The sequence below is a fragment of the Aliarcobacter cibarius genome (assembly GCF_013372265.1).
GTDB classification, from domain to species: Bacteria; Campylobacterota; Campylobacteria; order Campylobacterales; family Arcobacteraceae; genus Aliarcobacter; species Aliarcobacter cibarius.
This window is the reverse complement of sequence record NZ_CP054051.1, coordinates 1,404,314-1,418,341: the sequence shown is the minus strand read 5'-3', so window position 1 is coordinate 1,418,341 and position 14,028 is coordinate 1,404,314. Positions and strand designations below refer to the sequence as shown.

Here is a 14,028-nt window from a genome sequence, read left to right as displayed (position 1 = left end):
AATAAATGTGATAAAAAAGTTGAAGATTTTGTTATGAATATAATAAAAATAAAGACAAGGTAAGTGTGCATGCAGGGACTTACCGTAAGTGCTGTAATTGTATACAACTATAGTTTAAAAAGAGTTTAAAATGAGCAAAAGTATTAATGTACCTAAGTTAAGATTTAAAGAGTTTAGTGGCGAGTGGCAACACATATCATTAAAAGATATTGCTTCTATTGTTGGTGGAGGAACGCCTGATACAACACAAGAAGATTATTGGAATGGTGAAATACAATGGTTTACTTCTACTGAAATAAAGAGTAAATATATTAAGGGGAGTAACAGAACTATTACAGAACTCGGATTAAAAAAGTCATCAGCTAAAGTATTACCTCAAGGTACTTTGTTATTATCAATGAAGAGAAAGTCAAAGCATTTAATGCAATTGCAGATGAAGAGAATCTAAATAAAGATGAACTAAAAAAAGTTGTAGATACCTATATTTATGAACAAAGAGAACCACTTCCTAATGATATTGCTAAAACATTAAATGTAGCTCCAAAATATCTAGAGAGAAAAATGATAGTAACTAGAGTATTAGAAAGAATAGTTGGATTTGTGGATAAGTTTTATGAGAAATAAATGTTAATATGTTGAAGAGATAATTATTTTATCTAATAATATACTATTTATATAATAGTATATTAATATCATTTTATATATAACTTAATATTAAAATATAGCTTAATTAAAAAAGTTAGGCTGAGTTATTCTCTTTTCTTATAGTTAACTAAGTAATCATCAACAATCTTTAACTTCAAACTTTTAGATGAACCTCTATGTATTTTAATTAATATTTTCAATGGAGAAAATACTCCACTTTAATCAGTGTCAAACTAGGCAGTTAAAAAATAAAATTTGATTTTGTAATTTTTTATTGATAAGCATCTTTTCTATGAGATACTCTAAGAACTAAAATTATAAGTTTTTCATTTTGCTTTTCATAAATTATTCTATAAGTTCTTAATCTTAATCTAAATAAACCTTTAAATTCTCCCTGCAAAGATTTTATTTTTTTTATTTTTATCAACTCTTTTTCATAATCTTCATCAAAATTATTTATAAAAATTTCTAACTCATCTAAAATAAAATTCCTTACAGATTTATCTAAAGACAATAAATCTTTTGAAGCTTTTTTATCAAAATCTAAACTATATTTGTTCATCTGATAATTTTCTCATTTGGCTCAAACTTATAGTTTCATTTTTTTCTAAACTTCTTTTCTTTGCAATTTGTAAATCCAAATGGTCAAAATAAAATTCCAAAGCTTGATTTATTAAAGCACTTTTATTTTGATTTAATTCTTTTGCAAATTCTGTAACTTCATCTGATAAATTTTGTGGCATTGATACTAAAAGTTTTGTATTTTTAACAGCTAACATAATTTTAATCCTTTATTTAAGATATATAAAAGTATATCTATTTAGATATAAAATTAATATTAAGATTTTAATGCCTGATCTGTCAACACTTTATAGGATAAAATTTAAAGTATTTTTATACTCCTAAGTTTTCAACAGCTTCTCTTCCACTATCTGGACTTAATTTTGCATATCTCAAAGTCATTTTTATATCTTTATGATTCATTAATTTTTGAATAGTAAAAATTGGAGTTCCATTGATAGCTAAATGACTTGCAAATGTATGTCGTAAAGTATGAATTACAACTTTATTTTTTCTATCATCTTTGTAAATTTCCATGTTAAATAAATCATCTAAAATAGTTCTTAGTCTTTTTCCTGGATTAGATTTAAAAATCTTATCATTCAAAGATATATTTTGTATTTTTGAAATTAGTAGTTCTTTTAAATCCTTTGTTAAGAAAGCTTTATAAGTTGAATTATTTTTAAAATCTTTTAGAGTTATAAGATTATGAGTAAAATCAATATCTTTTTTATGAATATTTAAAATAGTTGATAATCTTCCTCCAGTACTCAAAGCTAATTTAAAAAATAAGTAAGCAACTTCATCTTTTTTTGTTTTATCATATAAAATTTCTATCTCTTCTTTTGATAAAAATCTTTCTCTAGCATTATCAATATCTAATAAATTTATATATTTTGTGAAATCATTTCTAATTAAATCATTTTTTAAAGAGTATTTTATTATTGCTTTTAAAAGATTTAAGATATTGTTTATAGTTTTGGGGGCTATCGGTTTTTTTGTATTTAAATTTTGTTTTTCTTTTAAATGGTTTGTAAATTTCAAAATATCATTTTTAGATATACGATTTAAATCATAAAATTTAAAAAAAGGTAATATGTGAGCTTTATACGAAAATTCATCATTTATCTTAGTTTCTTTTTCAGCTCTATGTGAAAAATATTCATCAGCCAAAGTTTGAATAGATAAAATTTCTCTTTTTTTTCTTTGAGCAATTATTGGTGGTTCTTCTCCGATTCTTTGTTTTGTTAAAATTTCATTTCTTTTTGCATTGCAATAAGCTTCTCTAACACCTTCACTATATTTGCCAATTTTCAATTCCACAGTCATATTATTTTCATCTTTATATCTGATATAATAAGTTTTATCAGCTTTCCCATTTGTTATAGAATCTCTATAAATTACACCTGTTAAATTTGTTGTATGTCTTGCCATCTTTCACACCTATTTCACACCACATAATATATTTAATGAATTTTATATGGTTTATTGAGTTTTGTCAAATGTTAATAAATCCCTATAAATTGGTATTTTCTAGCATATGTTAAAATTTAAGGTTTATAAAAAAATTATTAAAATCCGGATTTCCTCCTAGTGACGCATGTTCGAATCATGCTGGGGTCGCCATTAAATTTAAACTTCTACAATTTCAATAATTTTCTGGCTTTAAAATATAATTTTTATTATTGGATTATTTAAAATAAAATAATTATTATAGAGCTTTATTTTTCGATTATAATTAATAAAATAATTTCTTAAATCTTTAAATATAAATAAATAATTAATTTACTAATTTTAAATATTACAAAAATCTTACACATTTATATTAAAATGTTGCAATATATTGTTTAATTTATAGATAATTCCTTTGAAATTTAGATAGAATTAGGATAAGATGATTAACGGAGAGATTATGTTAATGGGTTCTATACTGATATTGTTTTGTTTAAGTTTTCATCTTTAAAAATTGTCAAATAAGGTTAAGTAGACTTATGTTGAATTTATCATCAGTGATGAATAAATTGGTTGTATAAAATTGTAAGGAGAGCACAATTATGAAAAAAGTATATTTATCACTTTTAACTTCATGTTTTATTTTGGTTACATCATCTTTATCTGCTGAATTAGATAGAGTTTTGGATGATGTATTAACTACAAATCCATTAATAAAACAAAAAATGAGCAATTATGAACAAACAGTTTATGATTTAAAAATTGCTAAATCTGAATATCTACCTAAGTTAGATTATATTGGTAGATTAGGTTATGAAAAAACTTTAGAACAAGTTGGTGGAGCAAATGATGATAGAGGTTTTAATACTTATAGAAACTCTTTAGTATTAACTCAAAATCTATTTAATGGTTTAAAAACTGTTAATAGAGTTAATTATGAAGAAGCTAGAGTAATGGCAGCTGCATATAACTATGTTGAACAAACAAATGATGTTGCATTTAATGTTATTAGACAATATATTAATGTTTTGAAATTTAAAGATTTGTATAACTTAGAAAAAGAAAATGTTGGTTTGACAAGAGCAATACTAGAAAAAACACAAAGTTTGTCTGATGCTGGTTCTGGTTCTATTTCTGATGTAGAAAAAGTTGGCGCTAGTTTACAATTAGCAGAGTTTAATCTGTTAACTCAAGAGAATAATCTAATGGATTCTCAATTTAATTTGGCTAGATTAACAGGTAAAAGAATAGATAAAGATGAATTAATTCTCCCTAAATTTACATTTGATCTTCCAAAAACAAAAGATGAAGCTGTTAGTCACGCAATTAAATTTAACCCTTCAATAATTGTAGCAAATCATAATATTGAAACTGCAAAAGCTCAATTGGCTCAAAATAAAGGTAAATTTGCACCAACAATAGATTTTGAATTGGCTTATAACCTAGATAAAAATACTGGTGGAGATGAAGGTCATGAAAGAAATTATAGTGCCTTAGTTGTTTATAGACAAAACTTATATAACGGTCAAGCAGATTATAATTCAGTTAAAAAAAGTAAAGTTGCTATTAATCAAGAATATGAAATTCAAGGTGATATTAAAAGACAAATTATTGAAGGTTTAGAACTCTCTTGGAGTGCATATACTATGCTTCAAAAACAAATCGTATTCCTAACTTCATACCAAGAACAAAGTAGAATAACTTTAGAACTATATAAAGAAGAGTTTGAAACAGGAACAAGAAGTCTTATTGACCTTTTAACTGCAGAAGATGATTATATCTCAGCTAGAAATAAATTGATTACTGCAAATTATGATTTGTTGTTTGCTAAATATAGAGTTTTAGATGCAATGGGAGAATTAGTAAATAGTATTTATAAAGATAGTAGCCTAAATTACTATAAACCAGTTTTTGCAAATTATGAAAATGTAACAGATGGTAAAGTAATAGATAGAACAGATTTAGATAAAGATGGAGTAAAAGATCAACAAGATTTGTGTGATAATACTTCATTAGGAATTAAAGTTGATATGTTTGGTTGTGAAAAAGAACAAATTAACTCAGATAAAAATGAAAATAGTGATTTAAAATTAGAGAACAATACCTCTTTTAAAACAATTACACCTTATTTAGAAAATATTACTAATAAACCAAGTTAAGAGGTTAGTAATATATGTATGATCAATATAATGAAGAGACTCTAAATTCACTTTTAGAGTCTTTAGTTACTTTCACAAAATTTTATCATAAACCTTTTTCTAGAGAATCTTTAGTTCATGATTTGCCAATTGAAAATGGTAAATTTGCTCCAGAACTATTTTCTTTAGGTAATTCAAAGGGACTCTTTTCAAGAGCAGCTACTAATGCTGGTTTAAAAACAAAATTTATTAAGAAAGATTTAAAAGATATTTCAGAACTTCAATTGCCTATGATATTGTTGATGTCTAATTCAAGCAGTTGTATCCTTGATTCTTTTTCTGATGACAGAAGTAAAGTAAAAATCATATCAGAAGTTTCAAATGAAATTGTAGAACAATGGTATGATATTGAAAAAATAGAAAAAGAGTATATAGGTTTTGGAATTTTACTTAAAAAGATATTTACTTATACAAATTCTGATAAAGAAGATAAATCTAATTTTACTGTAAAACATTGGTTTTGGAGCACATTAGAAATTTCTAAAGGTATTTATATTGATGTAATTTTTGCATCAATTTTAATAAACCTTTTTATTTTGGCTACGCCTTTATTTACGATGAATGTTTATGATAGAGTTATTCCTAATAATGGAATTGAAACGTTGTGGTTTTTTTCAGCAGGAATCCTTTTAGTATATTTATTGGACATTTTCTTAAAATTATTAAGAAGTTATTTTTTAGAAATAGCAGCTAAGAAGAGTGATATTATTATGTCTTCTATAATTTTTGAAAAAGTTTTAGGTTTGAAATTAGAATTTATTCCAAAACCAATAGGAGCATTCGCAAACAATTTAAAAAATTTTGATGTTATAAGAAATTTTTTAACAAATTCTACTTTAGTTGCGTTTATTGATGTTCCATTTACAATTCTTTTTTTAATTGTTATTTATTATTTGGGTGGTGTAATTGTTATTATCCCTATTGTTGTGATACTAATGATTTTACTTATGTCTGTGTTGTTAAAAAATCCAATTCAGAATAATATTAAAAAAATAAATGAAATAATTTCTAAAAAGAATTCTATTTTAATTGAAGTTTTAAATAATCTTGAAACTTTAAAAAGTTTAGGTGGTAATAACAATATTAGATGGAACTGGGAAGAAAGCAATGGTAATATTGCTAAAATAGGTTTTCTATCAAGAATGTTATCTTCTTTTATTCCTTCTTTTACATCTTTTCTAATACAATTAAATACTGTTGTTATAGTAATTGCAGGAGTTTATTTAATTCGAGATTTTGAATTGACTATGGGTTCTTTAATAGCAATAGTGATTTTATCTTCAAGAGCAGTTGCTCCTATGGGACAAGCAGCAGGATTAATTACAAATTATGAAGATGCGGCTAATTCATACAAAATTTTAAATGAGTTAATGAATAAACCAGAAGAAAGACCAAAAAATAGTGATTTCGTATCTAGAAGAGAATTAAGTGGAAGAATAGAATTTAAAAATGTTACATTTAAATATCCCAATACAGAAGTTGAAATATTAAAAAATGCATCTTTTGTGATAAATCCAGGAGATAGAGTTGCCATACTAGGAAAAATTGGTACTGGTAAAAGTACAATATTAAAGTTGATATTAAAGCTTTATGAACCAACTAGTGGTTCAATTCTAATAGATGATATAGATATTACACAATTAGATCCTGCTGATATAAGAAGAAATATGGGGTATGTATCTCAACATATATCCTTATTTAATGGAACTCTTAAAGAAAATATTATTTTTAGAGCATCTTATGTAAATGATGAAAAAATGTTAAAAGCTGCAAAAATTGCAAATGTTGATAGTTTTGCAAATACTCATCCAAGAGGTTATGATATGCCTATTGGTGAAAGAGGTGAAGGTTTGTCAGGAGGACAAATACAATCTGTTGGATTAGCAAGAGCTTGTTTATTTGATTATCCAATTAATTTATTTGATGAGCCAACGAGCTCTATGGATAAGCAAACTGAGGATATTGTTTTAGATAATTTAAACAATTTTATGAAAAATAAAACTCTAATTGTTATTACTCAAAAAATGCCTTTACTTAGAATTGTAGATAAAATAATAGTACTAAATAATAGTACAGTATACCTTCAAGGAGAAAAGGAAGCTGTTATTAAAGCTTTATCTCAAGGAGATGGTTTTGAAAAATAATTATAATTATAGTCAAGATGATTATGAATTTATGAATAGCTTAAATTCAGCTATTCTTGAAAAAAATCCTAAGAAATTTAAACTAATTCTTTGGTTTTGGATTATTACAGTTTTTACTTTTATTATTTGGGCTTCTATTGCTGAAATTGATGAAATAGTTAGAGGTGAGGGGAAAGTAATATCTTTTGATGAAAATAAAATGATTCAAAATTTAGAAGGTGGAATAATTGAGGAGATTTTTGTAAAAGATGGAGATATCGTAAAAAAAGGTGATATTTTACTTAGAATTGATAATCAAAAATCAGTTGCTGATTATGAATCAACAAATAAAAAATTATTAGAATTAAAAGCTAAAATAAATAGATTAAAAGCTGAAATTGAAGATAAAAACTATGTTGTTGATATTTATAGCACTGAAGAATTTAAACATTATGAAAATTTGGAATTAAATTTATATGAATTAAATAAAAATAGATTAAATTCTGAAATAAGTGTTTTAGATGAACAATTAAAACAAAAAATTAATGATTTAAGCTCGACAAGAAGTAGTATTAATTATTTAAGTAGTGAATATTCTTTTGTAATTGAAGAACAAAAAATATTAGAACCTTTGGTTGTTAAGAAGTTAAAACCACAATCTGAGTTATTAAGAGTCAAAAAAGAGGCTAATAATATTCAAATGCAACTTTCATCAGCTAGAATTTCTATTCCAAAGATAGAGTCATCTATTACTGAAATAAAAAATAAAATTAATGAAGCTAAAGAAAATTTCAAAAAAACTGCCCAAGAGCAACTTAATGAATCAAGTGCTGAATTTGAAAGAATAAATGCAAGTATTGGTAGTTTAAAAGATAAAGTATTTAGAACAAATGTATATTCTCCTGATGATGGAATTGTTCAAAAAGTATTCTTTAATACTATTGGTGGAGTAATAAAACCTGGTGATAATCTTGTTGAAATTGTTCCTACTGGAAAACATCTGTTAATTCAAACAAAAATAAAACCATCTGATATAGCATTTATACATTACAATCAAAAAGCTCAAGTTAAATTTACAGCTTATGATTATGCTATATATGGTGGATTAGAAGGAAAAGTTGTAAAAATTAGTCCTGATACGGAGATGGATGAAACAAAAAAAGAGAGTTTTTATAATATAAATGTACAAACAGAAGATAACTACCTAAAAAAAGGTGAACAAAAACTTCCAATAATACCTGGTATGGTTGTTAATGTTGATATTTTAACTGGTAAGAAAACTGTTTTTGATTATATAATGAAACCTATATTTAAGGCAAAGCAATACACATTCACAGAGAGGTAATTAAAATGATTTATATTCATGACGATGGTTTAACTTTACTAAACAAATCTATTAGATTACCAAAGGAATTGAAATATAAGTTTTTTACCAATAAAAATCTTATTGAAGTAACAGATGAAGATATAGTTGTATTTTTAAATATAGAGTTAGATAGTCCTATGTTAAATGAGATAATTGATTTAAATACATCTATAATTATACTTGATTCAAATCCATCATTTGAAAAAGGTGTAAAACTACTATCATTAGGTGTAAAAGCATATGCGAATATTTTAATAAATGACATTCACTTAAAAGATGTTATTAATACAGTAAAGGCTGGAAATATTTGGTTATATCCAGAATTTATAAACTATTTAGCTTTGAATTTAAATACAAATAATAAAACTATAAATATTGATAAAGAATTTGAAGTTTTGACTCAAAAAGAAAAAGAGGTTGCTTTTTTAGTTTTGAAAAAAATCTCATATTTAGATATTTCAAAGCAGTTAAATATTTCGATAAGAACTGTAAAAGCACATACGAAAAGTATTTATGAAAAGTTTAATGTAATAAATAGGTTAGCTTTTATTTTAAAATTCTCATAATTTATTAAATAATTGCACTCAAGTACAATAGGACAATAATATCTAAAGATGGATTTTTTATTAAACATCCATATGGAACAGTTGTAATTGCTAAATTAGGAGATGTTCTTAAAGAAGGTAATGTAATTGATTAATAAAAAATAAGTTAAGTTACATAATGTATGGTAGCCCTAGCCGGAGTCGAACCGGCACTCCAATGGAACACGATTTTGAATCGTACGCGTCTACCAATTCCGCCATAGAGCCATAAATTATAAATAGTAAATTTGAGTTTTGAATTATATTGAAATTCAAAATATGAAAGTAAAGACTAAGCTTAGAAGCTTAGTCTTTAATAATTATTTAGCAACAGCCTCTTTTAAAGCTTTTCCAACTTTAAATTTAGCAACTGTTGTAGCTGGTACTTCAACTGTTTTTGTTGTTCCTGGAACTTTTGCAGTTCTAGCAGCTCTTTGAGCAACTGTAAATGTACCAAATCCAATAAAGCTTACAGAATCTTTTTTAACTAAAGCCTCAGTAATTGTATCTAATACTGCATCAACAGCACCTTTAGCATCTTTTTTAGATAATCCAGCTTTAGCTGCAACTGCATCAATAAATTCAGCCTTATTCATGTGTAACTCCTCTTAGTAATTAATATTGAGAAAACTTTATAGTAAAAAAACTTTAATAAAGCTGAAATTTAGGGGCTTACAGAATAAAAGTTATATAAAAATTATTACTTGAAAGTACTTTTTATGCTTAATAATCTACAAGAATTCTCTAAAATTGCTATTTTTTTTACAAGTTCATGTATATCTCTATCATATACATAAGTTCCAACACCTTTTATAATCATCATATTATTAGGTGAGTTTTTTAGGTATTTTGTAATTTCTAAAGCATTTCTTTTATACCAAGTTGAGAAATCTCCTGGATTATAAATAGATATTTCTTCAAACATTGTTTTTCCAAAGTAATCTTCAAATATTATATTGTCATTTACTAAGCTATAAGCTGTTGTATAAATAGGCATACCAAATGCAATATATTTTGCTTCATGTATATTTGTATATATTGTAGAGTGAACATGGGCTTCCATACTTGCAATATTCCATCTAAAATCTTGTTTATTCATATTTAAACGACAAAATGAATTTTCATCAATGTTATCAAATACTGCATCTTTTGTGTTTATCATAAAATTATTTTGGTCTAACTTTGCTGAAAGCGAACCATGATAAATACCAAAAAAGTTTTTACTAAACATAGAAAAAGATAAATCTGATAGTAGCTGCATTGTACTTTGGTCAACCATTTTAAGCCTTAAATATATTTTTGCTATTATATATCAATTTTGATAAAAGGATTAAATTGCAAGAGATTCCTCATATACCTGTTTTATATAATGAAGTTTTAGAAGCTTTTAAAAATATAAATGACGGTTTTATAATAGATTGTACTACGGGTTACGCTGGACATAGCAGTGGATTATTAAAACAAAATTCAAATATAAAGTTAATATGTAATGACCAAGATGATGAAGCATTAGAATTTTCAAAGAATAGATTAAAAGAATTTGAAAATAGGGTCCAATTTAATAAAGGAAATTTCAAAAATGTAATTTCAGAATTTGAATCATATGATATAAAAGGTATCTTAGCAGATATTGGAGTATCTTCCTTACAATTAGATAAACTTGAAAGAGGGTTTAGCTTTAACTCATTATCTTTAGATATGAGAATGGACCAAAATCAAATTTTAGATGCAGCAACAGTTGTAAATAGTTATTCTCAAACAGATCTTGAAAAAATCTTAAAAGAGTATGGAGAAGTAAGAGAATATAAAAAAATAGCTTCTTTAATAGTTTCGAATAGACCATTTTATAGTTCTAAAGAACTTGCAGACTTTTTATATAAAAAAATGCCAAAAGGTAAAATTCATCCAGCAACTTTAGTTTTTCAAGCAATAAGAATAGAAGTAAATGATGAGTTAGGAGTATTAGAAAAACTTTTTGATTCAATTGAAAATGCAAAGTTTAAAAATTGTATAGTAGCTATAATATCTTTTCATTCTTTAGAAGATAGGATTGTAAAAAACTATTTTAAAAAGTGGAGTCAAAATTGTATTTGTCCAGACGGGGTTTTTAGATGTGAATGTGGGAATAATCATGCTTTAGGTAAAATTATTACAAAAAAGCCTATAATTCCAACTCAAAATGAGATAAAACAGAATCCAAGAAGCAGAAGCTCAAAATTAAGGATATTTAAATTTGACTAGATTAAATTCAGGAAGTGCACTTTTTATAGTGATTTTTTTGTTTATATTAGCTGGAATTTTATTTTTACCAAAAATATATTTTGCAAATAATATTTACTATACAAGTAAAGATATAAATAGATTGTATGCGCACTATATTTCTCTTCAAGAAGAAAATAAATTTTTGTCTCAACAACTTGAAGATATGAAGTTTAAAAATCAAATTATTGATTCTTTGTTGTTTAATCCTCTTGTTCAAATTGAACAAAAAATAGATAAAGAGAGCTTAGAAGAGTAATCAACTAAGCTTTTAGTTCAGAATTGTAATCCCTTGAACTTTTTTTAGAATATTGCTATTTTCTTCAAACCCTTCTAATTCAATTCCAGGTTCTAAAGTTGTGAGAGTTGCTTTTCCAATAATATGTCTAAACTCCTGTTTATTTTTGTCTTTAAGTCTTATACTCCAGATGTTGTGAGCTACTAAAGGTTCATTTTCTTTCTCTCCAACATAAAGCATAATATGACCTTTTAAATATACTAATGTAGAAAAAGGAACTGCATTTTTTCTAATAAAATCTTTTTTTTCATTTAAAGTTAAATTTGAAATATCTAAATATTTTCCATTTGTTGTTTGAGCTTTTGAATTTCTATGAAGATATTTTCCAAATACAGTAAAATAATCTTGAGTAAAGCTTGAACAATCTCTATTATTTAGTAATCCTCCCCATCCATAAGGTTCTTCTAATAAGCTATTTAAAATTTTTACTCTATTCTCACTATTGTACTTTATAGGCATTTTTTCTATTTCATCAATGTTTAAATCAATATATGTAATTTTTGCATTTTGGTTTTCATCATTTGAAGCAATAATAAATTTTTCACCCCTTTTTGGAAAAATTGAGCCAATTTTTACATATTCTCTAAATACAGGATCATAAATAGGAAATTTTTCTTTTATACTTACGAAGTAGTTTGATGTTTTAAATTCATTTATAAATTCTTCATCAACAAAAGCAATACTATTTATATCAACCCAACCACCTACAAAATGTGATTCAACATATGCCCAAGCTCTATCAACTGATAGGTGAGATACTATTAAAGGTGTATTTATTTTGATTAATGAATTTTGGTTGTAATCAAAAGGAAATCCTTCTCCTGGAAGTTTCGGATTATAAAAAAATGGTGAATTTGTAGGCATTACTCTTACATTTGTATTTTTTAAAGTAATAGCTTTTTTTACATTTAAATTGTATTCCTCAAAATTTGTATTTTTTATTACTTTGTCAAACCACTCTTTACTTGCTAGTTGATGATTTTCTAAATATATTTTTTTATTTTTATAAGATATTCCCCACATTGCTTCATTTTTTGGATATGAAAGTTTTGAAGAACTCCAAGGTTTAAAATATTTAATAAAAAATTCATTACTAGCTAGATTTTGATCTAAAAAATTATCATTTGCACTATTTGAAAGAGTTGTTAAATCCAATTTTGGTGTTATTGTTTCAAATGGAACTTTTGGTTTTATATCTTTTGTACTACAAGCTGCTAAAAAGAATGATATAAAAAGAGTAAAACTGAGAATTTTAATTTTTGTTAACATATTGTTACTTGTCTCCAAATATTTTTAGAGCTCTATTTAAATCATCTTGAGTATCAATTCCAAAAGATTTTGATTCTACTTTTACCATGGCAATTTTAAATCCATTATCAATAGCTCTTAATTGTTCTAATTTTTCAATATTTTCTAATTTTGAAGGGTTTAAACTACAAAATTTATTTAGAGATTTCTTTGTAAATCCATAGATTCCTAAGTGACCAAAATAAGTACCATTTTCATTATGATCTCTATGATATGGAATTTTAGATCTTGAAAAGTATATTGCTTCTTCTAAATTATTTATAACCACTTTTACTAAATTAGGATTATCAGCATTTTCACTTGAAACCTCTTTATAACAAGATGTAATAAGTGTATTTGAGCAATTTTTAACCTCTTTTACTCTATTTATTACAGATTTTACAACATCAACTTCAATAAATGGTTCGTCAGCTTGAACATTTATTATAATTTCATCTTCACTTAAATTTAAACTATTTACAGCTTCATTTATTCTATCTGTTCCACTATTATGCTCAATTGATGTCATTATTGCTTCAAATCCATGCTTCTTTGCTAATTCAATAACTTCATGACTATCTGTTGCTATTATTACTCTATCTAGAGAACTTACTTGTTTAGCTGTTCTTATAACCATTGGAAGACCTAAAATATCAACTAAAATTTTATTTGCAAATCGACTTGAGTTTAATCTCGCTGGAATTATTATCATTTTTTCTCCGTTATACTCGTTTTTCTAATATTTCATTATATAAAAATAACGCTTTTTTGTGGCTTTTACTATAAATTAAAATACTAAAAATTAGATATTCTAAAACTAGTAAAAGCTCCTTCAACACTTGGAATACTTTTATAATGAGTGTTTGTTAATCTTACGTGTTTTGTTTTTAAATCACATATAGCAATTCTAAAACTAGACCCCATGAATGGTTCTACTACACAAACAATTTTATCTTCAACTTCTCGTGTTGCATAAATTGTACCTTGAAGAGTTGGAAAAAAATATTTTGGATAACTCAGAGGTGTTATTTCAACAATATCAATATTTTCTTGATTTTCAAGAGTTTTTACTACTTCTATTGCATCTTCATAAGTTTTAAATTGAACACACCAATCATCAAATTTTTTATTAAAATGTTGTAAATCCTCATCTAAGAAACCACCTACTAAGGATTGTAAAGCAAAAATAGACACTAAAATACCTTTAAATATATACAATTTTTGAAAAGAATTCTAACATATATAAGTTTCAAAC

The 14,028-nt window shown here is 25.2% G+C and carries 16 protein-coding genes and 1 tRNA gene; 8 read left to right on the top strand and 9 right to left on the bottom strand.

All coding sequences use genetic code 11. The features are described 5' to 3' along the window. Positions 1-130: 130 nt before the first annotated feature. Both ACBT_RS07040 and ACBT_RS11825 read left to right on the top strand, forming a co-directional pair. Positions 131-448, top strand: a complete 318-nt coding sequence (locus tag ACBT_RS07040; RefSeq protein WP_024775087.1) for a restriction endonuclease subunit S — start codon at positions 131-133, stop codon at positions 446-448. Next, a complete protein-coding gene (locus ACBT_RS11825) occupies positions 370-624 on the top strand; it encodes a type I restriction endonuclease subunit R, EcoR124 family (RefSeq protein ID WP_084031345.1) in 255 nt (84 codons plus the stop codon). The genes ACBT_RS07040 and ACBT_RS11825 overlap by 79 nt, the downstream gene beginning before the upstream one ends. A gap of 292 nt (positions 625-916) precedes the next feature. Here ACBT_RS11825 and ACBT_RS07030 read toward each other — a convergent pair whose 3' ends face one another. The 3 genes from ACBT_RS07030 to ACBT_RS07020 all read right to left on the bottom strand — a co-directional run bounded on the left by ACBT_RS07030 (position 917) and on the right by ACBT_RS07020 (position 2,640). Beyond that, positions 917-1,207, bottom strand: coding sequence for a type II toxin-antitoxin system RelE family toxin (locus ACBT_RS07030; RefSeq protein ID WP_024775086.1), 291 nt, complete (start codon positions 1,205-1,207; stop codon positions 917-919). Beyond that, complete coding sequence (locus ACBT_RS07025) at positions 1,194-1,424, bottom strand: hypothetical protein (protein ID WP_024775085.1); 231 nt, start codon at positions 1,422-1,424, stop codon at positions 1,194-1,196. The genes ACBT_RS07030 and ACBT_RS07025 overlap by 14 nt, the downstream gene beginning before the upstream one ends. Before the next feature lie 115 nt (positions 1,425-1,539). Then, positions 1,540-2,640 (bottom strand): tyrosine-type recombinase/integrase, encoded by a 1,101-nt coding sequence (locus ACBT_RS07020; protein WP_024775084.1) that lies wholly within the window; start codon positions 2,638-2,640, stop codon positions 1,540-1,542. Positions 2,641-3,260: 620 nt separating this feature from the next. On the opposite strand from ACBT_RS07020, the gene ACBT_RS07015 reads away from it, so the two are divergent. The 4 genes from ACBT_RS07015 to ACBT_RS07000 are packed head-to-tail and all read left to right on the top strand — an operon-like array spanning position 3,261 to position 8,911. After that, positions 3,261-4,817 carry a TolC family outer membrane protein gene (locus ACBT_RS07015; protein ID WP_176325392.1) on the top strand — a complete coding sequence of 519 codons (1,557 nt, stop codon included), beginning with the start codon at positions 3,261-3,263 and terminating at the stop codon, positions 4,815-4,817. A gap of 14 nt (positions 4,818-4,831) precedes the next feature. After that, a complete protein-coding gene (locus ACBT_RS07010; protein ID WP_024775081.1) occupies positions 4,832-7,000 on the top strand; it encodes a type I secretion system permease/ATPase in 2,169 nt (722 codons plus the stop codon). Then, on the top strand, positions 6,990-8,324 hold the full coding sequence (locus ACBT_RS07005; RefSeq protein ID WP_024775080.1) for an HlyD family type I secretion periplasmic adaptor subunit: 1,335 nt from the start codon (positions 6,990-6,992) through the stop codon (positions 8,322-8,324). Before ACBT_RS07010 ends, ACBT_RS07005 begins: the two co-directional genes overlap by 11 nt. Positions 8,325-8,329: 5 nt before the next feature. After that, positions 8,330-8,911 (top strand): LuxR C-terminal-related transcriptional regulator, encoded by a 582-nt coding sequence (locus ACBT_RS07000; RefSeq protein ID WP_024775079.1) that lies wholly within the window; start codon positions 8,330-8,332, stop codon positions 8,909-8,911. 162 nt (positions 8,912-9,073) lie between these two features. On the opposite strand, the gene ACBT_RS06995 is transcribed toward ACBT_RS07000, so the two are convergent. The 3 genes from ACBT_RS06995 to ACBT_RS06985 all read right to left on the bottom strand — a co-directional run bounded on the left by ACBT_RS06995 (position 9,074) and on the right by ACBT_RS06985 (position 10,208). Then, positions 9,074-9,157 (bottom strand) — tRNA-Leu (locus ACBT_RS06995). A 92-nt stretch (positions 9,158-9,249) separates the two neighbouring features. Beyond that, positions 9,250-9,525: an HU family DNA-binding protein gene (locus ACBT_RS06990; RefSeq protein WP_024775078.1), complete on the bottom strand. Its 276-nt coding sequence runs from the start codon at positions 9,523-9,525 to the stop codon at positions 9,250-9,252. 104 nt (positions 9,526-9,629) lie between these two features. Beyond that, complete coding sequence (locus ACBT_RS06985) at positions 9,630-10,208, bottom strand: class II aldolase and adducin N-terminal domain-containing protein (protein ID WP_024775077.1); 579 nt, start codon at positions 10,206-10,208, stop codon at positions 9,630-9,632. Positions 10,209-10,264: 56 nt separating this feature from the next. Between ACBT_RS06985 and rsmH the strand changes: the two genes are divergently transcribed. Together rsmH and ACBT_RS06975 are read left to right on the top strand one after the other, a co-directional pair. Continuing rightward, positions 10,265-11,170 carry a 16S rRNA (cytosine(1402)-N(4))-methyltransferase RsmH gene (rsmH, locus tag ACBT_RS06980; RefSeq protein ID WP_024775076.1) on the top strand — a complete coding sequence of 302 codons (906 nt, stop codon included), beginning with the start codon at positions 10,265-10,267 and terminating at the stop codon, positions 11,168-11,170. After that, complete coding sequence (locus tag ACBT_RS06975) at positions 11,163-11,447, top strand: hypothetical protein (protein ID WP_024775075.1); 285 nt, start codon at positions 11,163-11,165, stop codon at positions 11,445-11,447. The genes rsmH and ACBT_RS06975 overlap by 8 nt, the downstream gene beginning before the upstream one ends. 12 nt (positions 11,448-11,459) lie before the next feature. On the opposite strand, the gene ACBT_RS06970 is transcribed toward ACBT_RS06975, so the two are convergent. The 3 genes from ACBT_RS06970 to ACBT_RS06960 all read right to left on the bottom strand — a co-directional run bounded on the left by ACBT_RS06970 (position 11,460) and on the right by ACBT_RS06960 (position 13,967). After that, positions 11,460-12,755 (bottom strand): SH3 domain-containing protein, encoded by a 1,296-nt coding sequence (locus ACBT_RS06970; RefSeq protein ID WP_024775074.1) that lies wholly within the window; start codon positions 12,753-12,755, stop codon positions 11,460-11,462. A 4-nt stretch (positions 12,756-12,759) separates the two neighbouring features. Continuing rightward, a complete protein-coding gene (gene kdsB, locus ACBT_RS06965; protein ID WP_024775073.1) occupies positions 12,760-13,485 on the bottom strand; it encodes a 3-deoxy-manno-octulosonate cytidylyltransferase in 726 nt (241 codons plus the stop codon). Positions 13,486-13,568: 83 nt separating this feature from the next. Further along, positions 13,569-13,967, bottom strand: a complete 399-nt coding sequence (locus ACBT_RS06960) for a hypothetical protein (RefSeq protein WP_024775072.1) — start codon at positions 13,965-13,967, stop codon at positions 13,569-13,571. Positions 13,968-14,028: the final 61 nt, after the last annotated feature.

Bases quoted from the DNA above. Each gene is read 5' to 3' on its own strand.
- ACBT_RS07040 (WP_024775087.1), top strand. From the start codon at position 131: ATGAGCAAAAGTATTAATGTACCTAAGTTAAGATTTAAAGAGTTTAGT.
- ACBT_RS07030 (WP_024775086.1), bottom strand. From the start codon at position 1,207: ATGAACAAATATAGTTTAGATTTTGATAAAAAAGCTTCAAAAGATTTA.
- ACBT_RS07025 (WP_024775085.1), bottom strand. From the start codon at position 1,424: ATGTTAGCTGTTAAAAATACAAAACTTTTAGTATCAATGCCACAAAAT.
- ACBT_RS07020 (WP_024775084.1), bottom strand. From the start codon at position 2,640: ATGGCAAGACATACAACAAATTTAACAGGTGTAATTTATAGAGATTCT.
- ACBT_RS07015 (WP_176325392.1), top strand. From the start codon at position 3,261: ATGAAAAAAGTATATTTATCACTTTTAACTTCATGTTTTATTTTGGTT.
- ACBT_RS07010 (WP_024775081.1), top strand. From the start codon at position 4,832: ATGTATGATCAATATAATGAAGAGACTCTAAATTCACTTTTAGAGTCT.
- ACBT_RS07000 (WP_024775079.1), top strand. From the start codon at position 8,330: ATGATTTATATTCATGACGATGGTTTAACTTTACTAAACAAATCTATT.
- ACBT_RS06990 (WP_024775078.1), bottom strand. From the start codon at position 9,525: ATGAATAAGGCTGAATTTATTGATGCAGTTGCAGCTAAAGCTGGATTA.
- ACBT_RS06985 (WP_024775077.1), bottom strand. From the start codon at position 10,208: ATGGTTGACCAAAGTACAATGCAGCTACTATCAGATTTATCTTTTTCT.
- ACBT_RS06970 (WP_024775074.1), bottom strand. From the start codon at position 12,755: ATGTTAACAAAAATTAAAATTCTCAGTTTTACTCTTTTTATATCATTC.
- kdsB (WP_024775073.1), bottom strand. From the start codon at position 13,485: ATGATAATAATTCCAGCGAGATTAAACTCAAGTCGATTTGCAAATAAA.